Below are 26,195 nucleotides of genomic sequence, written 5' to 3' on the forward strand. Positions count from 1 at the left end.
TATGTTGGAGGAACAATTCACGTTTGCGTAGCAAGGATTTGCCGCGTTTTGAAAGGGGCATTAATACGTTGGGACAAGAAGAACTTGATAAATTAATCAAACAAAATGAAGATTTACAAACAAAATTAACTAAACGTAATGAGCAGTACATGATGAGTCTAGATAAGGCTTTAAGTGCAGCCAATTTATCAGATGAGCGTAAGATTGAGATCTATGGTGAGATGCTACCAGCATTAGTTGAAGGGCAAAAAACAGGTCAAACTGCTCGTCAATTGTATGGTACAGTAACAGAACAAACAACTACGCTTTTAGATGGACCAAGAAAAGCGGCTGCAAATGCACCGTCTAAAGATTGGGAAATCTTTGTTGATGGTGGTTTAATGATGGTTGCCTTGATGTCCTTAGTTATGGGAGCGACAGGTTTGATTGGCAAAGGACAAAGCAGTGGCAGTGAGAGGGGGCTACTTACTTTAATTTTAAACTTCTTTGGAGGCGGTCTAGTCGTTCTGTTAATTGCTAAGAATACTCCAGGACGCGATGGCTCCGGTAAGAAAAAAGGCGGAATTTTCCGTTATATCTTAGTAGTCGGAGCGGCGATGTTGGCTTGGCTATTAGTAATGACTCTATCGATGAGTTATTTACCGGCTTCACTTAATATTGTATTGCCACCAATTGGTTATTTAATTGTAGCGGCAGCGGCATTTGCTGGGAAATGGTACTTTAAAAAGACTTACAATGTTCGTGGTGGAATTTTTTAATTAGAATAGAAAAGAATCTTCTCATTTAACAATGAGGGGATTTTTTTTATTAAATAGCCAATTTAAAAAAAGATAAGAATGAAGGATGAGTATGGTCAATATCGTATTAATTTTTTAAGACAGGTAAGTCAAATTAGTTAGAAAAAACAATATAAAAAAAATTATATAATTCGTGTTTTTCTCATTATATTTTCATAAAACTGTCAAAAAACTGACTACTTTCTTCTTTTTTTTAATTGAAAGAGAATTCATTGATTTATAGGCTTGACGAATGGTTAATTCTCTGTTAATTTTGTAATTAAAATCTTATCCAAATTAACTAAAAAAATCGAAGGAGTGGTTGTTAAAAATGTCTAACTGGGAAACGAAATTTGCTAAAGAGGGCTACACATTTGATGACGTTTTACTAATCCCTGCAGAAAGCCATGTTTTACCTAATGATGTAAATATGAGTGTACAATTGGCTAAAAATCTTAAGCTAAATATTCCGCTAATGAGTGCGAGTATGGATACAGTAACAGATTCTAAGATGGCAATTGCAATGGCACGTCAAGGTGGATTAGGTGTTATTCATAAAAATATGAGCATCCAACAGCAAGCAGACGAAGTTAGAAAAGTAAAACGTTCTGAAAGTGGCGTTATTATCGATCCATTCTTTTTGACTCCTGATCACTTAGTTTCAGATGCAGAAGAATTGATGGGACGTTATCGTATTAGTGGTGTTCCAATTGTGAATAATATGGAAGACCGTGTCCTGGTTGGAATCTTAACAAACCGTGATTTACGTTTTGTAACAGATTATACAATTAAGATTGATGAAGTTATGACTAAGGATGAGCTAGTAACAGCTCCAATTGGGACTTCATTAAAAGAAGCAGAGCAAATTTTACAAAAACACAAAATTGAAAAATTACCAATAGTTGATGCAGAAGGTCGATTAAGTGGTTTAATTACAATTAAAGATATCGAAAAAGTTATTGAATTTCCTAATGCAGCTAAAGATGAGCATGGTCGTTTGTTAGTTGCAGCAGCAGTTGGAGTGACTACAGATACTTTTGATCGTGCTGGTGCGTTACTAGATGCTGGTGCAGATGCAATTATTATCGATACAGCTCATGGTCACAGTGCAGGTGTTATCCGTAAGATTAAAGAAATTCGTGAACATTTCCCAGAAGCAACATTGATTGCTGGTAATGTAGCAACTGGTGAAGCAACTCGTGCATTATATGACGTTGGTGTTGATGTTGTTAAAGTTGGGATTGGACCGGGTTCAATTTGTACAACTCGTGTAGTTGCGGGTGTTGGTGTTCCTCAATTAACGGCGATTTATGATGCAGCAGAAGTTGCTCGTGAATATGGTCGCACGATTATTGCTGATGGCGGGATCAAGTATTCTGGAGATATTGTTAAAGCTATTGCAGCGGGTGGACATGCAGTAATGTTAGGAAGTATGTTAGCTGGAACAGATGAATCTCCAGGTGAATTTGAAATTTTCCAAGGTCGTCGTTTCAAAACATATCGTGGTATGGGAAGTTTAGGCGCAATGGAAAAGGGCTCTAGTGACCGTTATTTCCAAGGTGGTACCAATGAAGCAAACAAATTAGTTCCAGAAGGAATTGAAGGACGAGTTGCCTACAAAGGTAGCGTTAGTGACATTATTTTCCAAATGATTGGTGGTTTAAAAGCTGGTATGGGTTACGTGGGAGCAGCAGACTTGAAATATTTACGTGATGATGCGCAATTTATCCGTATGAGTGGCGCTGGTTTACGTGAATCACATCCACATGATGTTCAAATTACTAAAGAAGCACCAAACTATTCTGTACAATAAAATTCAAACAACCTTGTAATCGAATCTGATTGCAAGGTTGTTTTTTTGTTTTGTAAAGTTAAAGAAATTCATAAATTATTTAACTAGCAGATTTTTTTGCGAGATAAGATTGAAATTCTAATAAGATATGGTTATTATTAAGGGAAGCTTATGAAAATGATAACGAAAAACAAAGCAATATGTAATTTATTTATTACTTTAGTTGTTTTAAAATCATATATAAGTAGTGGTAATTTCCTTTTTGTGACAGAAATTTGCAAGAGTCACAAAATGTACAAGGCTTAAAATTTTTTTTGCGTAGAGCATTGAAATCAAAATAGAATGTCGTTATTATTGAAAAGAAGTATGTATGTAAAATAAGAATAATCACAGATTATTGGAAAGAAGTGAACTAAGATTATGGACATAACCCTTTCTTTTAAAGAAATTATTCAGTTGCTAAAAGATCATAAACAATTCATTGATCTTTCTAATGAGAAACAGATAGATGAAGATAATAAAAATAGTTTAATTAAAAACCTTAGTTTTGACTCCCGAGAGTATCAGAAAAATGGTTTGTTTTTTTGTAAGGGTGCTAATTTTAAAGAAGAATATCTAGCTGATGCTATCTCTAACGGTGCAACAAGCTATTTAATAGAAGAAAAGTTATTGAATAAATTAAATATAAATGTAGCAATTCCGGGAATTATTGTGAAAAATAGTCAGAAATCCATGGCTCTAGTTGCGATGCATTTTTATGGGTATCCACAAAAGAAGTTACGCTTGATTGGAATTACTGGAACAAAAGGAAAAACAACTACAGCTTTTTTTATTAAAAGTATTTTAGATCAACAAAATGGACATAAAACTGCATTGTTTTCGACAGTTTCGACGGATGTTGGAAATGGTTCTTTTCCATCAACGTTAACAACACCTGAATCGTTAGATTTATATTGTTTAATGAATCAAGCGGTGGAACAAGGTTACACAGATTTAGTAATGGAGGTTTCTTCCCAGGCTTATTTGATGAATCGTGTTTTTCAACTTCATTATGATTTAGGTATTTTTTTAAACATCTTCCCAGATCATATTGGTGAAAATGAACATCCTGACTTTGAGGACTATCTAGCCCACAAATTAAAACTATTTAAACATAGTGAGGCAATCGTTGTTCATTCAAATACACTAGCCTTACCAGAAATTAAACAAGCTGTTACTGAAAATAGTGCAAAGGTTATCTGGACTGGAATTGATCAAGAAAATCAAGGAGATATTCATTATACTTTGGGAGAAACTGAGAATCATGAGGAGCATGTGACTTTTGAGGTATTAGAAAATTCTTTATTGGTTACAGGGGAACCTTTAACGAAAACCAATTTTCAATTAAATTTATTTGGTTCAGTTAATCTAGAGAATGCATTAGTTGCAATTGCGGCTACTCGTTATTTAGGTTGTAGTGAGGAAGAAATTCAAAAAGGATTGGCTCAGGTCAAAGTTCCTGGAAGAATGGAAATGATTGTCGATTCAAAACGATTAATTGTCGTTGATTATGCTCATAACGGCATTAGCTTGAAAAAATTACTGATTTGGGCAAATTCTTACTATCCTAAAGGTAAAAAAATTGTAGTATTCGGCTGTCCTGGGGATAAAGGTATTTCAAGACGCAAAGATTTAGGGGAGATTGCTGCACAATTAGCAGATTATGTAATCCTAACGGAGGATGATCCTGGATTTGAAGATTCATTAGCCATTTGTCAAGAAGTTGGAACGCATTTGGAAGGGTTTGTTCCTTTTGAAATTGAAATAGATCGACCAAAAGCAATTAAAAAAGGTCTAGATTTAACTGAATCTGGAGATATCCTCTTGGTAATTGGTAAGGGTAGTGATAATTTTCAAAAACGAAAAGGTATAAATGAACCCTACTTGACAGATCGCCAAGTAGTAGAAGACACTTTAAATATAGTAAGTGAGTAATCAAAAGGGGAGGCTCTCTTTTTATAAGAAAAGTTTAAGAAACCTTTATAGCTCAGCAGTGTTAGTTGAGTTTAAGGAAATCTTTAGTAATATCTGTTATGATGAAGCTATAATTAAAAAATATTAGCGAATCATAAGGAGAGCATTTATGAAAATTTTAGTTGTCGATGATGATAAAGAAATTGTTGAATTATTAAGTATTTATATAAAAAATGAAGGCTATGAAGTTGAAAAAGCTTATAATGGTAAAGAGGCAATCACAAAATTAGTGACGAATCCAGATATTGATTTAATGGTGCTAGATGTAATGATGCCTAAGATGGACGGTATTGAAGTTGTCAAAGAAATTCGCAAGGAATCTCAAATGCCTATTTTAATGTTGAGCGCAAAAACAACAGATATGGATAAAATTCAAGGATTGATTACTGGTGCAGATGATTATGTAGCTAAACCATTCAACCCTTTAGAAGTAATGGCTCGCATCAAGTCGTTATTGCGTCGTAGTAATTACCAAGTTACGAACGATGAACCAGATATTTTGGAAATTGGACCTTTAGTGATTCAAAAAGACTCACATGAAGTGACAACGATTTCTGGCAAATCCATTCAATTAACGGCCTTAGAATTTGGTATTTTGTACTTGCTAGCAAGTCATCCTAATCGGGTCTTTAGTGCAGATGAGATTTTTGAACGAGTTTGGCAACAAGAGAGCTTAGTATCAGCAAAAACAGTTATGGTACACGTAAGTCATTTGCGAGATAAGATTGAAGAAGCAACTGGTGGTGAAAAAGTGGTTCAAACTGTTTGGGGCGTTGGCTACAAGATCGAAGCACGCTAAAAGAGAGCTAGATTGAGAATGGATGAATACCCCTAAGGAGATGAATCAAAGAGTTGAAGTTAACAGGAAAAGAAAAAAGCGAATTGATATTTGAAGGATTTATTACAGCAGGCTTGATTTACTTGCTTTATTTAGCTGTACTAATTATTTCAGATCAGTTAGTTGAAATTTCACCTAATTTAAAAGATTCTATTTGGATTTTTAAAACTTCAGTAACAATAGGAAATGTTAAAATTTTATCCTATAAAATGATTTTCATTGTTATTCTTATTATTACAGGCGGTATTGCTGTTTTTTGGCGCTTAAAAAGACGATACAAACAAATGCAACTACGCCATGTAATTAGTGAACTTCATTATATTGCGGAAGGTCACTATGATCATCGAATTCCATTTGAACTGTCTGGAGATATGAGTAAGGTTGTTAATAGTATCCATGTTTTGGTAGATAGTACAGTAGCTGCGATGGATGAGGAACGTAAGATTGAGCAATCAAAGGATGAACTGATTACGAATGTTAGTCATGATATTCGTACACCATTGACATCTATTATTGGCTATCTTGGTTTAATTGAAGACAAACAGTATCAAAATGAAGAAGAACTTTTAAAATATACTCATACTGCTTATATTAAGGCGAAACAAATGAAGATATTAGTAGAAGATTTATTTGAATACACAAAGGTTCGCCAACATACAACGCCGTTAAATTTAAGTGAATTTGATATGGTGAAATTACTAGATCAACTTGCTGCTGATTTTGAATTAGATGCAGAGAAAAAAGGTATGACGATAGAAGTCTTGCAAGGAACACCTTCTATTCCAATGGAAGCAGATGCTGAAAAAATTGTGCGAGTTTTTAATAATTTGATTTCCAATGCTTTAAAATATGGTGTTGGCGGTAAAAAGATTACAATTGAGGCACAAAAAATTGGTAAAGAAGTGATTATTTCTGTTAATAATGATGGACCTGAAATTCCTGAAGAATCGTTAAATCAATTATTTGATCGTTTTTATCGTGTGGAGGAATCACGTTCACAAGAAACCGGTGGTACAGGCTTAGGCTTGGCAATTGCCCAAAGTATCGTGACACTTCATGGCGGATACATTTACGCACGTTCAGATACGCATTTAACTAGCTTTGTTTTGCATCTGCCATTGAAACAGCAATCCAATGAAGATCGAGCTAGAAATTAAATTTAAGTGAAACATCGTGATGATTCACGTGAAACAATTTAGCGTGAAACACTTGGTATATATAAAGAAATTAAGATTATTTAAACCGTATTTAGAAAAATAAAATAAATAGTAAGTAAAGTAGATAGAAGTTTACATTAAGAAAAAAGATTTGATTTTTCCTTGTTTTTTGCTAGTAATTTCGCTACCATAGAATAAGTGAAAAAAAACGTTGAGGAGAATTTACTAGATGAAAAAAATAAATAAATTTACAATTATTTTTGCTGTTACTTTAATGATAGGGACGTTATTTCCTAGCTTGATTTTAGGAAGTCAAGCAGTGTATGCTGCAGAAGCACCAACAATTAATGCCGCAGCAGCATTTGCAATTGAGCCAAAAACTGGAAAAGTTCTCTTAAACCAAAATGGGGATCAAAAACTAGGAATTGCCTCAATGACTAAAATGATTACAGAATATTTAGTATTAGAAGCCATTAAAGAGGGTAAACTGACATGGGATCAAAAACTAACAATTGATGACTATTCTTATAACATTAGTCAAAACAATGAACTATCGAATGTGCCGTTACGTAAAGATACGCAATATACAGTCAAAGAGCTATTTGAAGCAATGGCAATATACTCGGCAAACGCCGCAGCAATTACTTTAGCTACAGCTGTTTCAGGAAGCGAACCAGCTTTTGTAGATGCGATGCGCGCGAAGGTTACATCATGGGGAGTAAAAGACTTCGGTTTATTTAACTCAACAGGATTACCAAATGCTGACTTACAAGGGAATATTTATCCAGGTAGTACTGAACAAGACGAAAATACAATGACTGCTCGCGACATGGCGATTGTAGCTCAAAAGCTATTAACAGATTATCCTGAAGTTTTAGAAACAGCTAAAATTCCAGAATTGGATTTTAGAAAAGGAACTGCAGATGAAATCCATATGGATAATTGGAACTGGATGTTACCTGGATTAATTTATGGACGTGCTAATGTTGATGGATTAAAAACAGGAACAACTGATTTTGCAGGTGCTTCATTTACAGGAACTGCAGAAGAAAATGGTATGCGTATTATTACCGTTGTATTAAATGCCGCAGATGGTGAAACGAATAAGGGTGCACGTTTTGAAGAAACAGCTAAAATTATGGATTTTGCATTTGCCAATTGGGAAATGAAGGATATCGTGAAAAAAGGCGATTCTAATAAAGCTTTAAAACCTTTAACTGTTACAAAAGGTAAAGAAGATAGTGTGAAACTAGTGATCGCGGAAGATTTAAAAATGTTAGTACCAAAAGATACGGATGTTAAAAATTTAACCGTTACATTTACCACTAAAAAAGATCTTTTAACTAGCAATAATGAAATTGAAGCTCCGGTTAAAAAAGATTTAGAAGTTGGAACAGCAGAGATCACACCGGCAAATGATCCATTAGGTTATGTCGATGGATCGCAAGGAAAATCTGTTAAAGTAGTAACGGAAAGTGACATCGAAAAAGCGAATGTCTTTGTATTAATGGGACGTAGTATCAAAGAATTTTTTAGCAATTTATTTTAATTAAAGTTATCGGAGCAAACCAAGAGTCATGAGTTTGCTCCGATTTTTGCTTTACATATTGATTTTCTATCTATTTTTAGGTATGATAAGGTTAAATAAATAATTTAAAACGCTAGTAACACGGCATAGTAAATCAAATAAATACTAAAAGAGAGTCAGTGGTTGGTGAAAACTGATGGTTTATTTTTTTGAATCCCCCGTGTGAAGTAAATGACGAACCTTATTTAATTAAGCAAAATCATTTCGGATTCAGACCGTTATCTGTTATTGAGTGTAGATATAGTGAGTGAGCTGTATCTAAATTTGGGTGGTACCGCGAATTTTTCGAGTCCTTTCGTCCCTTTATTTTGGGATGGGAGGGCTCTTTGTTTTATCAAATAATCAATGGAGAGGAAGAGTAAAAATGTTAGATATTAAAAAATTAAGAACAGATTATGCTACAGTTGAAGCAAAATTAGCAACACGTGGTGTCAAAAAAGAATTACTGGAGAACTTTGTTTTACTTGATGAAAAACGCCGTGAATTAATCGTAAAAACAGAGGAATTGAAAAAATACCGGAATGTAGTATCTGGTGATATCGCAACGTTAAAACGTAATAAAGAAAATGCAGATGATAAAATCAAAGAAATGCGTGAAGTTGGGGATCAAATTAAAGAATTAGATGAAGAGTTAAATGCTCTTGATGCAAGTCTTGATGAAATTGCGGCAGGTTTACCTAATTTGCCCCATGATTCTGTCCCAGTTGGAGCAGACGAAGATGAAAATATCGAACTTAGACGTTGGAGTGAGCCGAAAACTTTTGATTTTGAACCAAAAGCTCATTGGGATATCGCTGAAGAATTAGACATTTTAGATTTTGAACGTGGTGCTAAGGTAGCTGGAAGTCGTTTTGTATACTATAAAGGCATGGGCGCTCGTTTGGAACGTGCGATTTATAATTTTATGTTAGACTTACACACAGGGGAACACGGCTATCAAGAAATGCTTACTCCGTATATGGCTAATGCAAAATCTATGTTTGGAACAGGACAATTCCCTAAATTTAAAGAAGATGTCTTCCAAATCGAGAATGAAGATTTAACGATGATTTCTACAGCTGAAATCACGCTAACAAACTATTATCGTGATGAGATTTTAGCTGATGAACAATTGCCAATCTACTTTACGGCTTTAAGTCCAGCATTTAGATCAGAAGCAGGAAGTGCAGGTCGTGATACTCGTGGGTTGATTCGCCTGCATCAATTTAATAAAGTTGAAATGGTAAAATTCAGCAAGCCTGAGAATTCTTATGATGAATTAGAAAAAATGACCAAAGATGCTGAAACAGTTTTACAAAAACTAGACTTGCCATACCGTGTGTTAGCCTTATGTACGGGTGATATGGGATTCTCTGCTGCCAAAACTTATGATTTAGAAGTTTGGATTCCAGCGCAAGAAACTTATCGTGAAATCAGCTCTTGTTCAAATTGTGAGGATTTCCAAGCTCGTCGTGCAATGATTCGCTATCGTAATGAAGAAACGGGTAAACCTGAATACGTTCATACGCTGAATGGCTCAGGGTTAGCTGTAGGGCGGACATTTGCAGCTATCTTAGAGAATTATCAACAAGCAGATGGTTCTGTCAAGATTCCAGAACTTTTAGTACCATATATGGGTGGCGTTACAGAAATTCGTAAAGCAAAATAATTTATTCAAAAGTGAGATTAGTTGCTGAAGTGACTAATCTCACTTTTTATTCATTTAATAGACAAGCATTCTATTTTTTGATTGTATTTATGAATGCTATACTAAGAAGAAAATAGATAGGAGTGACAGATATGAGCAAAACCAACTTAGAAAAAGCTGTATTTGCAGGAGGTTGTTTCTGGTGTATGGTGAAACCTTTTGATACTCAACCAGGTATTATCTCAGTAGTCGCTGGTTATACAGGTGGACATACTGTGAATCCAACTTATGAAGAAGTATGTAGTGAAACAACAGGACATACTGAAGCTGTAGAGATTACATTTGATCCAACAATCTTTAGCTATCAAGATTTAGTGGAAATCTATTGGCAACAAACAGATCCGACAGATGCGAGTGGTCAATTTGCTGATCGTGGTTCGTCATACCGCCCTGTAATTTTTTATGCTAATGAAGAACAACGAGTTATTGCAGAAAAGTCAAAAGAGACATTGGCAGAGAGTAGACGTTTTAAGCAACCTATCGTAACAGAGATACTACCAGCTATGCCTTTTTACCCAGCAGAAAAGTACCATCAAGAATATTATAAAAAAAATCCATTGCACTATAGTCGCTATCGTAACGGTTCGGGACGAGCAGCGTTCATTGAACAAACATGGAAGTAAACAAGCTATAGGATTTGTTAAGGACTAGATAATTTTAGTGCTTGGCAAATCCCTTTTTAATAGAAAAGATAATTCAGTTTGTTAGATAATATATGCTACAATAAAAGAAATAACCACAAAAAGGGGCGAAGATTAGAATGACGAGATTATATTTTGTAAGACATGGTAAAACAGTTTGGAATCTAGAAGGACGTTTTCAAGGCGGATATGGTGATTCAGCATTGTTAGAGGAATCTATTGCAGATGCTAAAAAAACTGGTAAGGCTTTAAAAGAGGTAGCTTTTACTCAGGCATTCAGTAGCCCACAAAAGCGAGCAAAAGATACAGCAACTTATATTATAGAAGAAAGCGATCAAGTTATCCCTTTAACAGAGCAAGATGGTTTACGTGAAATCGGCTTTGGTGAGTGGGAAGGTCAGTTATTTTCATATGCAGAAGAGTTACATCCAGAAGAATATCATAACTTAAGGTCACATCCTGAAAAATATGACCCCAGTGCATTTGGTGGAGAGGATTACTTAACTTTAATTGAGCGTAGCCAACAAGTAATCAAAGAAGCTGTGAAAAAATATCCAAATGATAATTTATTGTTTGTTGCTCATGGCGTAACCTTGATTACGGTAATACATTCCTTACTTGGAGAAAATACAAGAGAAATTCGCTCAAAAGGTTTGTTGAGCAATACAAGTGTAAGCATTTTGGATGTAGATACTAATGATAATTATTCTGTAGTAGCGTGGAATGATACAAGTCATTTAGAAAAGTAAATAAAGTTTTTTCTATAATATAGAAGATAATTCTAATTTATGATGGTAATTTTCTTAGTCTTTTAGTCAAAATATAGGGAATAATGGATATTTTGACTAAAAATGAATAATTAAAAGTCTATTTTTATAATTATTCATTTTTATTTGAAAAGCATCTTTCGGATAAAAGTCGAATTATGTGTATACCACTATGGTTTTTGTTCGCTTATTGAGCGATATCGGAATGGTTTGAATAGTAAAGAGAAAATAAAGTTCATGTTTATAAATTAAATTAATTTATTTGCCAAAAAGTGTTGACGAATCTTGCTATAGCTGTTATATTTATACATGTCCTCAAGACGTCACAACGTTTTGAAGAAAAAGAAATTTAAAAAAGTTGTTGACAACGAATTGACCATGTGTTAATATTTAGAAGTTGTCAAAACAACAAACGAAACAAATTAGACCTTTGAAAACTGAACAAAGTAAGACGAACCAAATGTGTAGGGAGCTTCAACAAGGTTGAAGCGAACAAACAAAAAAGTGAATAAATATTCGCTAGCAAGTCAAAAAATGAGCATAAGACTTCGGTCTTAATCATACTTTTATATGAGAGTTTGATCCTGGCTCAGGACGAACGCTGGCGGCGTGCCTAATACATGCAAGTCGAACGCACGAAGTTGGAAAGCTTGCTTTCTAACCAAGTGAGTGGCGGACGGGTGAGTAACACGTGGGTAACCTGCCCATAAGAGGGGGATAACATTCGGAAACGGATGCTAATACCGCATAGTTTCAGGAATCGCATGATTCTTGAAGGAAAGGTGGCTTCGGCTACCACTTATGGATGGACCCGCGGCGTATTAGCTAGTTGGTGAGGTAATGGCTCACCAAGGCAATGATACGTAGCCGACCTGAGAGGGTGATCGGCCACACTGGGACTGAGACACGGCCCAGACTCCTACGGGAGGCAGCAGTAGGGAATCTTCCGCAATGGACGAAAGTCTGACGGAGCAACGCCGCGTGAGTGAAGAAGGTTTTCGGATCGTAAAACTCTGTTGTTAAAGAAGAATAAGGATGAGAGTAACTGCTCATCCCCTGACGGTATTTAACCAGAAAGCCACGGCTAACTACGTGCCAGCAGCCGCGGTAATACGTAGGTGGCAAGCGTTGTCCGGATTTATTGGGCGTAAAGCGAGCGCAGGCGGTTCTTTAAGTCTGATGTGAAAGCCCCCGGCTCAACCGGGGAGGGTCATTGGAAACTGGAGAACTTGAGTGCAGAAGAGGAGAGTGGAATTCCACGTGTAGCGGTGAAATGCGTAGATATGTGGAGGAACACCAGTGGCGAAGGCGACTCTCTGGTCTGTAACTGACGCTGAGGCTCGAAAGCGTGGGGAGCAAACAGGATTAGATACCCTGGTAGTCCACGCCGTAAACGATGAGTGCTAAGTGTTGGAGGGTTTCCGCCCTTCAGTGCTGCAGCTAACGCATTAAGCACTCCGCCTGGGGAGTACGACCGCAAGGTTGAAACTCAAAGGAATTGACGGGGACCCGCACAAGCGGTGGAGCATGTGGTTTAATTCGAAGCAACGCGAAGAACCTTACCAGGTCTTGACATCCTTTGACCATTCTGGAGACAGAACTTTCCCTTCGGGGACAAAGTGACAGGTGGTGCATGGTTGTCGTCAGCTCGTGTCGTGAGATGTTGGGTTAAGTCCCGCAACGAGCGCAACCCTTATTGTTAGTTGCCAGCATTCAGTTGGGCACTCTAGCAAGACTGCCGGTGACAAACCGGAGGAAGGTGGGGATGACGTCAAATCATCATGCCCCTTATGACCTGGGCTACACACGTGCTACAATGGATGGTACAACGAGTCGCAAGGTCGCGAGGCCAAGCTAATCTCTTAAAGCCATTCTCAGTTCGGATTGTAGGCTGCAACTCGCCTACATGAAGCCGGAATCGCTAGTAATCGCGGATCAGAACGCCGCGGTGAATACGTTCCCGGGTCTTGTACACACCGCCCGTCACACCACGAGAGTTTGTAACACCCGAAGCCGGTGAGGTAACCTTTTAGGAGCCAGCCGTCTAAGGTGGGATAGATAATTGGGGTGAAGTCGTAACAAGGTAGCCGTATCGGAAGGTGCGGCTGGATCACCTCCTTTCTAAGGAATTAACGGAACCCAACACATTCGTCTTTATTTTGTTCAGTTTTGAGAGGTCTAACTTCTCAAGATAGAAACTTGTTCTTTGAAAACTGGATACTGTATTAAAAAAGTAAGTTAAGTAAGAAACCGAGAAACACCGCGTTTTAAATGAGTTTTTTAATTAGTTCTTATCGTAAGATAATGAATAAACATTAACTAACAGGATTGTTTTAGCAATAAAACCTTCCACACAAACTATTTGTGCAGGAATGCAACAGAATTTTAGGATTGAACTCAATGAGCCTCGAAGCGTACTAACGTACGTAAGAAGTGAATGAAGGAACAAGACGATGAAGACTGAAGCAGTACCAACAAATAAGGTTAAGTTAATAAGGGCGCACGGTGGATGCCTTGGCACTAAGAGCCGATGAAGGACGGGACTAACTCCGATATGCTTTGGGGAGCTGTAAGTAAGCTTTGATCCAAAGATTTCCGAATGGGGGAACCCAGCATTTTTTATAGAATGTTACTGCTAGCTGAATACATAGGCTAGTAGAGGTAGACGCAGAGAACTGAAACATCTAAGTACCTGCAGGAAGAGAAAGAAAATTCGATTCCCTGAGTAGCGGCGAGCGAAACGGGAAGAGCCCAAACCAACAAGCTTGCTTGTTGGGGTTGTAGGACACGACATTAAGAGTCATAAATGAGTTTTGTAGAAGAAACGACCTGGAAAGGTCTGCCGAAGAGGGTAAAAGCCCCGTATTTGAAACAAAGTTCACTCTGTTGTGTATCCTGAGTACGGCGGAACACGAGAAATTCCGTCGGAATCCGCGGGGACCATCCCGCAAGGCTAAATACTCCTTAGTGACCGATAGTGAACCAGTACCGTGAGGGAAAGGTGAAAAGAACCCCGGAAGGGGAGTGAAAGAGTACCTGAAACCGTGTGCTTACAAATAGTTAGAGCCCGTTAATGGGTGATAGCGTGCCTTTTGTAGAATGAACCGGCGAGTTACGATTACATGCGAGGTTAAGTTGAGAAGACGGAGCCGTAGCGAAAGCGAGTCTGAATAGGGCGAATGAGTATGTGGTCGTAGACCCGAAACCAAGTGACCTACCCATGTCCAGGTTGAAGGTGCGGTAATACGCACTGGAGGACCGAACCCACGTATGTTGAAAAATGCGGGGATGAGGTGTGGGTAGCGGAGAAATTCCAATCGAACTTGGAGATAGCTGGTTCTCTCCGAAATAGCTTTAGGGCTAGCCTCGGAATTAAGAATCATGGAGGTAGAGCCACTGTTTGGACTAGGGGCCCTTCTAGGGTTACCGAATTCAGATAAACTCCGAATGCCATTGATTTATATCCGGGAGTCAGACTGCGAGTGATAAGATCCGTAGTCGAAAGGGAAACAGCCCAGACCACCAGCTAAGGTCCCAAAGTTACTATTAAGTGGAAAAGGATGTGGGGTTGCTTAGACAACTAGGATGTTGGCTCAGAAGCAGCCATCATTTAAAGAGTGCGTAATAGCTCACTAGTCGAGTGACCCTGCGCCGAAAATTTACCGGGGCTAAATAGTACACCGAAGCTGTGGATAGAACCATTGGTTCTATGGTAGGAGAGCGTTCTAAGGGCGTCGAAGCTAGACCGTGAGGACTGGTGGAGCGCTTAGAAGTGAGAATGCCGGTATGAGTAGCGAAAGACGGGTGAGAATCCCGTCCACCGTATGACTAAGGTTTCCTGGGGAAGGCTCGTCCTCCCAGGGTTAGTCGGGACCTAAGCCGAGGCCGATAGGCGTAGGCGATGGACAACAGGTTGATATTCCTGTACCAGTTTCTTTTGTTTGAACAATGGAGGGACGCAGTAGGCTAAGAAAAGCGCGCTGATGGATATGCGCGTCTAAGCAACAAGTCTTGACGTGAGTTAAATGCTTGCGACTATAAGGACAAGTTGTGATGGGGAGGGAAATTTAAGTACCGAAGTTTCTGATGTCACACTGCCAAGAAAAGCTTCTAGTTAGAAAGAAATTGCCCGTACCGCAAACCGACACAGGTAGTCGAGGAGAGTATCCTAAGGTGTGCGAGAGAACTCTCGTTAAGGAACTCGGCAAAATGACCCCGTAACTTCGGGAGAAGGGGTGCTGACCAATTGGTCAGCCGCAGTGAATAGGCCCAGGCGACTGTTTATCAAAAACACAGGTCTCTGCAAAATCGTAAGATGACGTATAGGGGCTGACGCCTGCCCGGTGCTGGAAGGTTAAGAGGATGGGTTAGCTTCGGCGAAGCTCAGAATTGAAGCCCCAGTAAACGGCGGCCGTAACTATAACGGTCCTAAGGTAGCGAAATTCCTTGTCGGGTAAGTTCCGACCCGCACGAAAGGCGTAACGATCTGGGCACTGTCTCAACGAGAGACTCGGTGAAATTATAGTACCTGTGAAGATGCAGGTTACCCGCGACAGGACGGAAAGACCCCATGGAGCTTTACTGCAGTTTGATATTGAGTGTTTGTACAGCTTGTACAGGATAGGTAGGAGCCATAGAAATCAGGACGCCAGTTTTGATGGAGGCATTGGTGGGATACTACCCTTGCTGTATGACCACTCTAACCCTCGCCACTGATCGTGGCGGGAGACAGTGTCAGACGGGCAGTTTGACTGGGGCGGTCGCCTCCTAAAGAGTAACGGAGGCGCCCAAAGGTTCCCTCAGAATGGTTGGAAATCATTCGTAGAGTGTAAAGGCAGAAGGGAGCTTGACTGCGAGACCTACAAGTCGAGCAGGGACGAAAGTCGGGCTTAGTGATCCGGTGGTTCCGCATGGAAGGGCCATCGCTCAACGGATAAAAGCTACCCTGGGGATAACAGGCTTATCTCCCCCAAGAGTCCACATCGACGGGGAGGTTTGGCACCTCGATGTCGGCTCATCGCATCCTGGGGCTGTAGTCGGTCCCAAGGGTTGGGCTGTTCGCCCATTAAAGCGGTACGCGAGCTGGGTTCAGAACGTCGTGAGACAGTTCGGTCCCTATCCGTCGCGGGCGCAGGAAATTTGAGAGGAGCTGTCCTTAGTACGAGAGGACCGGGATGGACACACCGCTGGTGTACCAGTTGTTCCGCCAGGAGCATCGCTGGGTAGCTATGTGTGGAAGGGATAAACGCTGAAAGCATCTAAGCGTGAAGCCCCCCTCGAGATGAGATTTCCCATTGCTTCGGCAAGTAAGACCCCTGAGAGATGATCAGGTAGATAGGTTGGAAGTGGAAGTACAGCGATGTATGGAGCGGACCAATACTAATCGGTCGAGGACTTAACCAAGAAAGAAACGGTGAAGAAGGCAACAGAACAACTTACTTTAATACAGTACCAGTTTTGAGAGAACAATTTCTTTCAATTAAATAATGAATCAGCAAAGCATTTTTTCAACAAATTGCAAGTGAATCGAGGATGTAACTGAGCGAGCATCAGAATGTACTAATGTACATGAGGAGAAAAGTGAAGGAAACAGCCGAAGAGTCGCAACGTAAGTTGGCGAAAAAAAAGTGTGGTGGCGATAGCGAGAAGGATACACCTGTTCCCATGCCGAACACAGCAGTTAAGCTTTTCAGCGCCGAGAGTAGTTGGGGGTTTCCCCCTGTGAGGGTAGGACGTTGCCACGCGAGATTGATTCAAGTAAAAGAAGAACTATTGAAAAATAGTTCTTCTTTTTTTTGAATTCTAATCTTGCATAATAAAATAACTATCGGTATAATAAAGAGGGTGATAGTTATTAGGAATTTTAATAGATGGAGAAATCACAAGTGAATATAAAAATGAAATTTAGAAAAAAAATAGTTTTAATTAGTTGGATAGTGTTAATTTTTAATACAATGGCTGCTTGTCAGAAAAAAGAAGATCCATTAGTTAATCAAAAATTTAATTCTGTTAATGTTTCCTCAACCTTGAGGACTGAAGATGAGTTAGATACAACTGTATCTCCTGAGGCAGACCATATTGATGTTGCTTTTCCTTTTTATGAATTAAAAGTCGAGGGAAATATAAAAGGGTACTTATTGGGAACTATTCATGCTGGAAAATCAGAGATGTACCCCTTCCCGCTTGAAATTATTCAGGCAATTAATCAAAGTAGTGTTGTAGTTCAAGAAATTAATACTAAAGGATTTGATAATACTAAAGAACTTTTTTATCAGAAAAATTCATTTCCTACAGGTAGGGAATTATTAGCTAAGATGTCTGATGAAACAAGATCTATTTTTGAGAAACGACTAGGGGAAGTTGGACTTACAGAGAAATTCATTTCAGATTTAAATATGGGAGAGATTACTTATGAAATTGAACGCAAGCAAGAGAAAATTGGTTTGTCTGAAGCTAAGATGTCATATAGTTTTGGAGTAGAGAATATAGCACAAAATAAATTAACACATAGTGTAGAAGATATGGCTCTAGAAACATTAGAGGAACGATATCAAGTACTATATTTACCAATGAAGGAAATGCCTTTAGAAGAATGGGTTGCCGAATTTTCTAGTCTGGAAGACTCAAATAAAGAGTTAGTTGAAACTCTAAAAAGCTATATAAGTGGGAATATGGAAGCCAATACTTTTGTGTATCGTGATAAATATCCCCAAAAATTTACTCGTTTAGTTGATAGTCGGAATCAAGTTTGGCTACCAAAAATGACTAAATTAATGGAAGAAAACCGTCTTCCTTTTTTCATGGTAGGAGTTGGCCATTTTTATGGTGAAGGTGGTTTATTGACAATTTTGGAAGGCGCTGGTTATTCAGTTGAAGGGGTTTCTTTTATTACTAATTAATAGATTCTGTGGATTATTACAGAAAATTGTATATATTATAAAGAAATCTTTAAAAAATTAAAAAAATAACAAGTAATGTGCTCAATTTGTTTCTTATTTAGTGTGAAGATGATAAACTATAAATAGTACTAACTAAAAATTAGTATTAGCAAAATAAAGCAATTTATTGCTAAAAAGGACTGAATTTTATGAACCAAAAGAAAACGATTATTGGAGTGTTGGTTGCTGTTATAATTGTTCTACTAGGATTCTATATTTTTAAGAGTATAGGATATCAAAGTAAATTCCTACCTAGTACAGTAGTTGATGGTATTGCAATTGAGAATAAAACTATTTCTGAGGCGAATGGTGAGTTAAGAACTCATTATCGTGATAAAAAATTTGATGTTACTGAAAGTGGTAAAGAGTTATTTTCTTTTAAAGGAGAAGATATCGGAATTACCGATGATTTTACAAAAGATTTAACACAGTTAAAAAATGGACAAAATGCTTGGAGTTGGCCGTTACGAATGTTAAAAAACTCTGGAAATAAGAGTGAAATGAAAAATGTTTCGTATGATGAAGCAACGTTTGATAAATACTTTGCAACATTGCCATTAACAAACAGCGACAGAATTAAACCAGAAAATGCAAAAGTTGAAAAAACGGATGCAGGATTCCAAATTACTAAAGAAGTTCTGGGGGATACATTTGATTTAGAGAGTGTCAAGAAAGCTTTAACTTCAGGAGTAAATTCTGGAAAAGAAAAAATTGAATTGGATCAAAGCTATCAAAAACCGGCTGTTTATTCAGATGATTCTGCTTTAAAAGCTCGTTTGACTAAATTAGAGTCATTAAGTAAGCAAACAATTAACTATAATATAAGTGGTCAAAATGAAGCGGTTCCGGCTGCTACTTTAGTTAGTTGGTTAAGTGAAAGTCCTGAAGGTGAGATTACGGTTGATCAAGCAGCTGTCAGAACTTATGTACAAGGATTAAGTGATAAGTATAGTACGTATGAAAAAACGCGAGCGTTCAAGAGTACTCGACGTGGAGATGTTCAAGTCCCCCCTGGAACATATGGATGGACATTGCAAGTGGATAAAGAAGCTCCAGCGTTAGCGGCTGATATTTTAACAGGTACAGATTTAAAAGATCGTAAGCCAGTAGTTGCTGGATCAGGTTATGGTGTGGATATTGGTAACACTTACATTGAAGTCGATTTGGCTAATCAACATATGTGGTATTATCGTGATGGTGCAGTTGTATTGGAGACCGATGTTGTTACAGGTAAACCAGCAACTTCAACTCCAGCAGGTGTTTTCACAGTATGGAATAAGGAACGTAATGCAACTCTAAAAGGAGAAGATTATGCGACTCCAGTTGATTATTGGATGCCGATTGATTGGACAGGTGTTGGTTTACATGACTCACCTTGGCAACCGGCTTATGGTGGAACTTTGTATCAAACAGTTGGTTCCCATGGATGCGTGAATACACCGCCAGGAATCATGACTCAGCTTTATAATACAGCTGATTTAGGAACACCGGTATTAGTCTTTTAAATTTTATAAGTAAGACTTGTCTAGTTTTTTTGCTAGAGGGGTCTTGCTTTTTTTATTGACATGTAATGCATTACATATGATAAGATGAAGTTAGTAAAACGTTATCAAAAATGATAGATAAGTAAACAAAGGGGGAAGTTAACGAATGACAACTGAATCAAATTTTCCAAAGAACTTTTTATGGGGTGGCGCGGTTGCTGCCAATCAATGTGAGGGAGCTTATCTAGCAGATGGCAAAGGTTTATCGCCAGTTGATATCTTACCTGATGCGGCCCATGGTCGTTGGGATGCTTTAACAAATCCTAAAAAAGCAATGGAAACTAACTATGATTTTTATCCAAGTCATGAATCAATTGACTTTTATAATCGCTATAAAGAAGATTTAAAAATGTTACATGAAATGGGCTTTAAAACCTTTAGAACATCAATCTGTTGGGCACGTATTTTTCCTAATGGTGATGATAAAGAACCGAATGAAGCTGGTTTGAAATTTTATGATGACTTATTTGATGAGTGTCATAAATATGGTATTGAACCATTAGTAACAATTAATCATTTTGATACACCGGTTGCTTTATTTAAAAATTATGGTGGTTGGAAAAATCGTAAATTAATCGAGTTTTATTTAAATTACTGTGAAGTTATTTTCAAACGTTATAAAGGAAAAGTTAAATATTGGATGACATTCAATGAAATTAACATGATTCTACACATTCCTTTCTTTGGTGGTGGAATGGATGTTAGTGATGAAGCAAATCCTAAACAAGTAAAATATCAAGCAGCTCACCATCAATTAGTGGCATCGGCTATGGCAACTAAGCTCGGTCATGAAATTGATGCGGATAACCAAATTGGTTGCATGTTGGCTGCAGGTTCAACTTATGCAAATACTTGTGATCCTAAAGATGTTTGGGCAGCACTTGAAGCTGATCGTGAAGGCTACTTCTTTATTGATGTTCAAGCTCGTGGTTATTATCCAAGCTACAGCAAACGTTTCTTTAAAGAAAATAATATCGAACTTGAGATTCTTGCAGGTGATTTAGAAGTGATTAAAGAAAATACAGTAGATTATGTTTCATTTAGTTACTACTCTTCTCGTTTAGCAAGCGCTGATCCAGAAGTAAACAGCACAACTGAGGGAAATGTATTTGCTTCACTTAAAAATCCATACTTGGAAGCAAGTGAATGGGGCTGGCAAATTGATCCACTTGGTTTACGTGTTACGATGAATGAAATCTACGATCGTTATCAAAAACCATTATTTGTAGTTGAAAATGGTTTAGGTGCTGTTGATACTGTTGAAGCAGATGGTTCAATTAACGATGATTATCGTATTGAATATTTGCGTGAACATGTCCGTGAAATGGGCGAAGCAATTGCTGATGGTGTTGAATGTTGGGGCTATACTCCTTGGGGCTGTATTGATTTAGTCAGTGCTGGAACTGGGGAAATGAAAAAACGTTATGGCTTTATCTATGTGGATAAAGACAATGATGGCAATGGAACATTAGATCGCAAGAAGAAAAAATCTTTCGACTGGTATAAAAAAGTTATTGATACTAATGGCGTAGACTTGTATTAAATGGATTTGAAAAGTTCGTAATTCTTTTTTATTAAAGAATTGCGAATTTTTTTATTTTATAAAAATAAATATTGGAATTTATTATAATATATGTTATTGTTAATTTGTAGATAATTATAATTATCTTAGGGGGAGACTGGTAGCAGTTAACCAGTAAAATAGCTGTAATAAAAAAGTGGAGGTTTTTAATATGCAAAAAGTATTAGAAAAAGAACAACGTCAAGTAAATGGTGGAACTTGCTGGCATTGGAATTGTAGCGTCAATGGCTTTTCGTCTACCCATTACTCAGCTTACTCAAGTGCAACTTATCAAGGAGGTATCCATGCTGGAAAGTATGGTCACCAAAAAAATATGAGTTTCAGTGGTATTAGTGCTCCTGGACATCCATATTAAGACATACTTAGCTTCCTCTACTGCGGGGAAGCTATTTTTTAAAAAAGGAGTACTTTTATGCGTATAAAAGGAATTAGGCAACATGATAGGCAAGATTGTGGTATCGCGTGTTTGGCTACAATATTTAGTTATTACGGATTGGCTACACCATTTGGCAAAATTCGAGAAGTTGCTAAAGTAGATCAGAATGGATCAACTATCTATGGCTTAGTTGAAACAGCAAAAAAATATGGATTTGAAGCAGAGTCGCTTAAAGGTGATTTTTCACAACTTAATGATAGTATTAAAAGTAAAGAACTGTCAGTCCCATTTATAGCACATATTATTAAAGATCATGTATTAGAACATTATGTTGTTGTTCAAAAAATTGATAAAAATAGATTAACTATTTTTGATCCTTCAGATACACAAAAAAAAATTGAATATGAAGATTTTAAAAAATTATGGACGGGTTATATCGTTACAATTCAAAAAACAGAAAATGTTCAAAAAAATAACACTCAATTAAATAAATATAGTAATTATTTTAAACTAGTTTTTTCAAACAAGAAATATTTGTCTATTGTTTTAATGTGCTCTTTAGTTATTACAGTTTTATCAATCATCAGTTCTTTTATTTATAAAAGAGTGATTGATAATTATATTTTGGGAAATGGAATAAATAATATTAACCAAAGTTCTGTTTTTGATAAAAAAGGAAATCAAATAGAGAATATATTTAGTAATATGAACAGTCTATTTATTGCTTTTTTTATTCTGATAATCTTTCAAGTTACTTTTGTAATATTAAGGAGTGTTTTTGTTTTAGTTATATCAAAGAAAATAGATGGTGAGCTTATAGAATCGTATTTCCAAAAAATTCTATTACTACCTTTATCTTTTTTTAATAATCGAGATACTGGGGATATTATTTCACGTTTTCAAGATATTTCAGATATAAGATTTTTAGTTTCGGGTGTAGGAATTAAATTAATTATGGACTTTATGACATCAATTATTGGCGGAGTTATTTTATATAGAATCAGTTCTACTCTTTTTTACTTAGTTGCATCAATTTTGGTTGTTTATTTGATAGTTGTTTTAAGCTATAAGCAACCTATTCAAAAATTTAACAGAAAAGTGAAGAAAGAGTATACTAAAGTTATTTCATTGTTGAAGGAAACGGTTGACGGTATGGAAACTATAAAATCACTTTCTGCCGAAGAAAGACTGACACAGAAATTTTTTTCAAGAGTGGCTGATTTTTTGAAGGATAATTATAAATTAGGAATATTGGATGCTTTTCTTAGTTCAAAAGTACTAGGAATCGAAACAGTAGGGATATTGTTGATTCTGTGGTTGGGAAGTAACTTTGTTCTTCAAGGAAAGATTACACTTGGAGAATTAATATCTTTTGAAACATTAGTTTATTTTTTTATGAATCCAATAAAAAGTTTAATTGAAACATTTCCGACTATTCAAAAAACGGTTATTACTGTTGAAAGAATGAATGACATTATGGAATCAACTACAGAACAAGAACAGCTTGAGCGAAATTTTACTGATCAAATTGATTGGGAAAGTTTAAAATTTTGTAATGTTTCTTTTGCATACGGTTACCGTCAAACAATTTTTAATTCGCTTTCTTTCTCTTTAATACAAGGAAAACGATATGCAATTATAGGGGAAAGTGGTAATGGAAAAACAACTTTAGTGAAGTTGTTATTAGGATTTGAATTAGTTAGTAGTGGTGAGATTATGGTAGATAATGTTTCTCTTGATACAATTCCTCTCAATGAAATTCGGAAAAATATTTTATATGTTTCCCAAACAGTTTTTTTGTTCAATGGAACGATTAAAGAAAACTTATTATTAGGTAATAATGATATAGATACAGTTTTTTTTGAGAATATATGTTTTGGTTGTGAAATTGTTGATATTTTAGAGAATATGCAAATCAGCCTCGATTATATTATTAGTGAAAACGGTAAAAATTTATCGGGTGGACAGCGTCAAAGAATTGCTCTTGCTAGAGCATTGTTGAAAAAACCGAAGATACTAATTCTTGATGAAGCAGTGAATCAACTAGACAAAGCGATGGCAAAAAGAATCTTGCAATTTATTGCGCACCAGTTTCCAGCTATTATTTTTATTCAGATTGTTCATGATCTAGAGTTTTTGAGTGATTGTGATTATGTTCTATCGTTAATGAGAGAAGACACAGGGGAAGTTAATCAAGTAAAAATAGAACAGGGAGATAACTATGTATAAAAAAAATATTTTTAAAATAGGATTTATTAGTGCATTGGCTTTACTAATTATTAGTGGTTGCAGCAGTAGTGAAAAAAAGGCAGATACGGAAGAAAATGAGATAGAAATAGCCAAAGTAGCCTACAAAGAAAATGTGTTAACATTACCAGATAATATTGGTGAAGTAATGGATGTAGTTGTGAACGAAGAGAAGCAACTGATGTTTGTAGGAAAAGATAAAAAAAGTCAAAAAGTAACTTTATGGAAGTCTTTAACGAATGGTGATAGTTGGGAATTAGTTGAAGACCTTACACTGAAATTAGAAGGAATTAATATTGAACATATGGATATTCGTTTGACAGACACTAATCGAGGTGTTATTCGGACATTTATTGAGGGCGATAGTGAAGAATCGGAGAATCAGGATCATGAAGAGAGTGAACATACTCACGAGGAAGAGCAAAAAGTATACTTCTTAGCAACTGATTTTTCGATAACACCAGCCTCAAAAGAAGTAAATGAGACCGTTAGTCATGAACAAATTCAGTCTCTTACTTGGGCAGATGATAATCAATTAATTGCAACAGGAATTGATGGAACATTTTTAATTGATAGTCAAAATGGGCAAGCTAAATCTATTTTTTCGAAGAATGAATTAGTTTTATCTTACGAGATGACGAAGGAGTCGGGTTACTTCTTAACAACTGAAGGAATGAAAAGTGTTGACTTGAAAACGGGTGGAGAGAATAAATTGAAATCTCTATTTGCCAAAACAGCAACAGTACTTAAATCATTAGAATCTCCAAGTAATAGCATATTCTCATTTGTAGGAGATAATCCAGATACAATTTATTTGGCAAATCAAAATGATATTATGGAAGTGACGCAGGATAAAGCAAAGGTCTTATTTAGTAAAAATAAAACAGTGCTAGGTGATGCACGAAATTTATTACGTGAGGTGCTATCTTTGGAGAATAAACAGTTATTGGCAGTTGCTATTACTGACGAAGGCTCAACCTTGATCCGCTATGAACCTACAGAAAACAACGTTAAAGAAACTAAAAATATATTGAAAATTTATGCATTGACAGAAGATGAGTTTATGAAAAAAGAGTCTGTTCGTCAGGCTATAAGTTTATATCAAAAACTTCATGAGGATAGTGAAGTTATCTTAGAAATTGGTGTTTCAGATAATGAAATGTCTACGGACGAAGCTTTGAAAGTTTTGAATACAAAAATAGCTAGTGGCGATGGTCCAGATATATTACTTTTAGATGGACTAAACGTCGATAAGTATGTAGAGCAAGGATCTTTATTAGATATTTTTGATGTGGTAAAAGACAATAGTACATCAGAAAACTTTACGAATGTGTTTTCTGCATATCGAGATAAAGATGCTTATTACGGTGTACCCATGACGTTCTCATCTATGAGTTTATATGGTCCGCAGGAAATAGTAGATAATACGGATTCAATTGAAGCTTTTACTGCTAGTCTGATTCAACTTTCAAAAGAAAGTAAAACGCCTATTTTTGAAAACTGGAATTTTGATTATGTTGCAACTATCTTATATCGTACCTATCTGGCTCAAAAGGAAGAAGATTTAAAAGAAGGGGATATTCAATTATTCTATTCATCCTTGAAAAAGTTGTACCAAGAAGTAGACATGAAACCGACAACTAGCAAAAAGTTAAGTGAAACGTCCATTTTACCTGTGGGTAGAGGTAATGTAGATATTGTTATTGCTGGAGAAGCTCAAATGGCTGTTGATTATATTGACAATCCTTATGTCATTCGAGGTTATGAACTTGCTGAAATCAGCCAGAAGCAATCTGTTACATTTTTAAAAAATAAAGAAAAAAGTTATTATATTCCTCAAAATATTTTAGGAGTGCTGAAAACAAGTACTCGTCAGGATGAAGCGAAACAGTTTATTTCTTATGCTCTATCACAAGACGTACAGTCTACTATTAACTATTCTGGTATTCCAATTAACAAAGAGGCTTTTAAAACGAGTCTTCGTGAATTGAAGTCAACAGGGATAGAGGAAATTCGTACGGAAGCTGGCGGCAAAGTAAAAGTACCATTTACGGGATTTGATGACGAAGCAATTACAAAATGGGTAACTAATTTTGAAACATTAAATACGGCAGTAACAGCTGATGAGGTTGTTTTCAGAATTTTAATTCAGGATATGGATAAAATCATGAAAGGGGATCTATCTGTTAAGGATGGTGTCAAAAATGCAATACGTAAAATAAAACTTTATCAAGCAGAATAAAGTGGTA

The 26,195-nt window shown here is 36.6% G+C and carries 15 protein-coding genes, 3 rRNA genes and 1 other annotated feature; all 18 genes read left to right on the forward strand.

The window, feature by feature from the left end; translation table 11 throughout:
• Positions 1 to 23 precede the first annotated feature (23 nt).
• The 18 genes from BR43_RS10535 to BR43_RS10620 all read left to right on the forward strand — a co-directional run bounded on the left by BR43_RS10535 (position 24) and on the right by BR43_RS10620 (position 26,188).
• Positions 24 to 758: a DUF1129 domain-containing protein gene (locus BR43_RS10535; protein WP_245617856.1), complete on the forward strand. Its 735-nt coding sequence runs from the start codon at positions 24 to 26 to the stop codon at positions 756 to 758.
• 349 nt (positions 759 to 1,107) lie between these two features.
• On the forward strand, positions 1,108 to 2,589 hold the full coding sequence (guaB, locus tag BR43_RS10540) for an IMP dehydrogenase (RefSeq protein ID WP_034561859.1): 1,482 nt from the start codon (positions 1,108 to 1,110) through the stop codon (positions 2,587 to 2,589).
• Between the two features lie 399 nt (positions 2,590 to 2,988).
• Positions 2,989 to 4,542, forward strand: coding sequence for a Mur ligase family protein (locus tag BR43_RS10545; RefSeq protein WP_034561861.1), 1,554 nt, complete (start codon positions 2,989 to 2,991; stop codon positions 4,540 to 4,542).
• A gap of 148 nt (positions 4,543 to 4,690) precedes the next feature.
• The gene (gene croR / locus BR43_RS10550; protein ID WP_034561863.1) at positions 4,691 to 5,380 is read left to right on the forward strand and encodes a response regulator transcription factor CroR; all 690 of its coding nucleotides are present in this window, start codon (positions 4,691 to 4,693) and stop codon (positions 5,378 to 5,380) included.
• Positions 5,381 to 5,433: 53 nt separating this feature from the next.
• On the forward strand, positions 5,434 to 6,576 hold the full coding sequence (locus BR43_RS10555; RefSeq protein ID WP_084679904.1) for a sensor histidine kinase: 1,143 nt from the start codon (positions 5,434 to 5,436) through the stop codon (positions 6,574 to 6,576).
• Between the two features lie 229 nt (positions 6,577 to 6,805).
• Positions 6,806 to 8,125: a serine hydrolase gene (locus tag BR43_RS10560; protein ID WP_034561870.1), complete on the forward strand. Its 1,320-nt coding sequence runs from the start codon at positions 6,806 to 6,808 to the stop codon at positions 8,123 to 8,125.
• Positions 8,126 to 8,231: 106 nt separating this feature from the next.
• Positions 8,232 to 8,470, forward strand: a binding site (T-box leader).
• A gap of 58 nt (positions 8,471 to 8,528) precedes the next feature.
• Positions 8,529 to 9,812, forward strand: coding sequence for a serine--tRNA ligase (serS, locus tag BR43_RS10565; RefSeq protein WP_034561872.1), 1,284 nt, complete (start codon positions 8,529 to 8,531; stop codon positions 9,810 to 9,812).
• 131 nt (positions 9,813 to 9,943) lie between these two features.
• Complete coding sequence (gene msrA / locus BR43_RS10570; protein ID WP_034561874.1) at positions 9,944 to 10,474, forward strand: peptide-methionine (S)-S-oxide reductase MsrA; 531 nt, start codon at positions 9,944 to 9,946, stop codon at positions 10,472 to 10,474.
• A 137-nt stretch (positions 10,475 to 10,611) separates the two neighbouring features.
• On the forward strand, positions 10,612 to 11,241 hold the full coding sequence (locus tag BR43_RS10575) for a histidine phosphatase family protein (protein WP_034561876.1): 630 nt from the start codon (positions 10,612 to 10,614) through the stop codon (positions 11,239 to 11,241).
• Positions 11,242 to 11,825: 584 nt separating this feature from the next.
• Positions 11,826 to 13,380: ribosomal RNA gene (locus BR43_RS10580) — 16S ribosomal RNA — on the forward strand.
• A gap of 361 nt (positions 13,381 to 13,741) precedes the next feature.
• A 23S ribosomal RNA gene (locus BR43_RS10585) occupies positions 13,742 to 16,662 on the forward strand.
• Between the two features lie 225 nt (positions 16,663 to 16,887).
• Positions 16,888 to 17,003: ribosomal RNA gene (gene rrf, locus BR43_RS10590) — 5S ribosomal RNA — on the forward strand.
• The 16S, 23S and 5S rRNA genes sit together here, the layout of an rRNA operon.
• A 141-nt stretch (positions 17,004 to 17,144) precedes the next feature.
• Positions 17,145 to 18,158: a TraB/GumN family protein gene (locus tag BR43_RS10595; protein WP_169741043.1), complete on the forward strand. Its 1,014-nt coding sequence runs from the start codon at positions 17,145 to 17,147 to the stop codon at positions 18,156 to 18,158.
• Between the two features lie 188 nt (positions 18,159 to 18,346).
• Positions 18,347 to 19,702: a L,D-transpeptidase family protein gene (locus tag BR43_RS10600; RefSeq protein WP_034561880.1), complete on the forward strand. Its 1,356-nt coding sequence runs from the start codon at positions 18,347 to 18,349 to the stop codon at positions 19,700 to 19,702.
• A gap of 145 nt (positions 19,703 to 19,847) precedes the next feature.
• Positions 19,848 to 21,284 (forward strand): 6-phospho-beta-glucosidase, encoded by a 1,437-nt coding sequence (locus tag BR43_RS10605; RefSeq protein ID WP_034561882.1) that lies wholly within the window; start codon positions 19,848 to 19,850, stop codon positions 21,282 to 21,284.
• A gap of 190 nt (positions 21,285 to 21,474) precedes the next feature.
• Positions 21,475 to 21,678, forward strand: a complete 204-nt coding sequence (locus BR43_RS10610) for a hypothetical protein (protein ID WP_034561886.1) — start codon at positions 21,475 to 21,477, stop codon at positions 21,676 to 21,678.
• Between the two features lie 57 nt (positions 21,679 to 21,735).
• Positions 21,736 to 23,928 carry a peptidase domain-containing ABC transporter gene (locus BR43_RS10615; RefSeq protein WP_034561887.1) on the forward strand — a complete coding sequence of 731 codons (2,193 nt, stop codon included), beginning with the start codon at positions 21,736 to 21,738 and terminating at the stop codon, positions 23,926 to 23,928.
• Complete coding sequence (locus tag BR43_RS10620; protein ID WP_034561888.1) at positions 23,921 to 26,188, forward strand: ABC transporter substrate-binding protein; 2,268 nt, start codon at positions 23,921 to 23,923, stop codon at positions 26,186 to 26,188. Before BR43_RS10615 ends, BR43_RS10620 begins: the two co-directional genes overlap by 8 nt.
• The last annotated feature ends 7 nt before the right edge of the window (positions 26,189 to 26,195 follow it).

It is taken from the genome of Carnobacterium gallinarum DSM 4847 (genome assembly GCF_000744375.1).
Classification (GTDB): Bacteria; Bacillota; Bacilli; order Lactobacillales; family Carnobacteriaceae; genus Carnobacterium; species Carnobacterium gallinarum.

Bases quoted from the DNA above. Each gene is read 5' to 3' on its own strand.
- msrA (WP_034561874.1), top strand. From the start codon at position 9,944: ATGAGCAAAACCAACTTAGAAAAAGCTGTATTTGCAGGAGGTTGTTTC.
- BR43_RS10575 (WP_034561876.1), top strand. From the start codon at position 10,612: ATGACGAGATTATATTTTGTAAGACATGGTAAAACAGTTTGGAATCTA.
- BR43_RS10620 (WP_034561888.1), top strand. From the start codon at position 23,921: ATGTATAAAAAAAATATTTTTAAAATAGGATTTATTAGTGCATTGGCT.
- BR43_RS10545 (WP_034561861.1), top strand. From the start codon at position 2,989: ATGGACATAACCCTTTCTTTTAAAGAAATTATTCAGTTGCTAAAAGAT.
- guaB (WP_034561859.1), top strand. From the start codon at position 1,108: ATGTCTAACTGGGAAACGAAATTTGCTAAAGAGGGCTACACATTTGAT.
- serS (WP_034561872.1), top strand. From the start codon at position 8,529: ATGTTAGATATTAAAAAATTAAGAACAGATTATGCTACAGTTGAAGCA.
- BR43_RS10605 (WP_034561882.1), top strand. From the start codon at position 19,848: ATGACAACTGAATCAAATTTTCCAAAGAACTTTTTATGGGGTGGCGCG.
- BR43_RS10600 (WP_034561880.1), top strand. From the start codon at position 18,347: ATGAACCAAAAGAAAACGATTATTGGAGTGTTGGTTGCTGTTATAATT.
- BR43_RS10560 (WP_034561870.1), top strand. From the start codon at position 6,806: ATGAAAAAAATAAATAAATTTACAATTATTTTTGCTGTTACTTTAATG.
- BR43_RS10610 (WP_034561886.1), top strand. From the start codon at position 21,475: ATGCAAAAAGTATTAGAAAAAGAACAACGTCAAGTAAATGGTGGAACT.
- BR43_RS10615 (WP_034561887.1), top strand. From the start codon at position 21,736: ATGCGTATAAAAGGAATTAGGCAACATGATAGGCAAGATTGTGGTATC.
- croR (WP_034561863.1), top strand. From the start codon at position 4,691: ATGAAAATTTTAGTTGTCGATGATGATAAAGAAATTGTTGAATTATTA.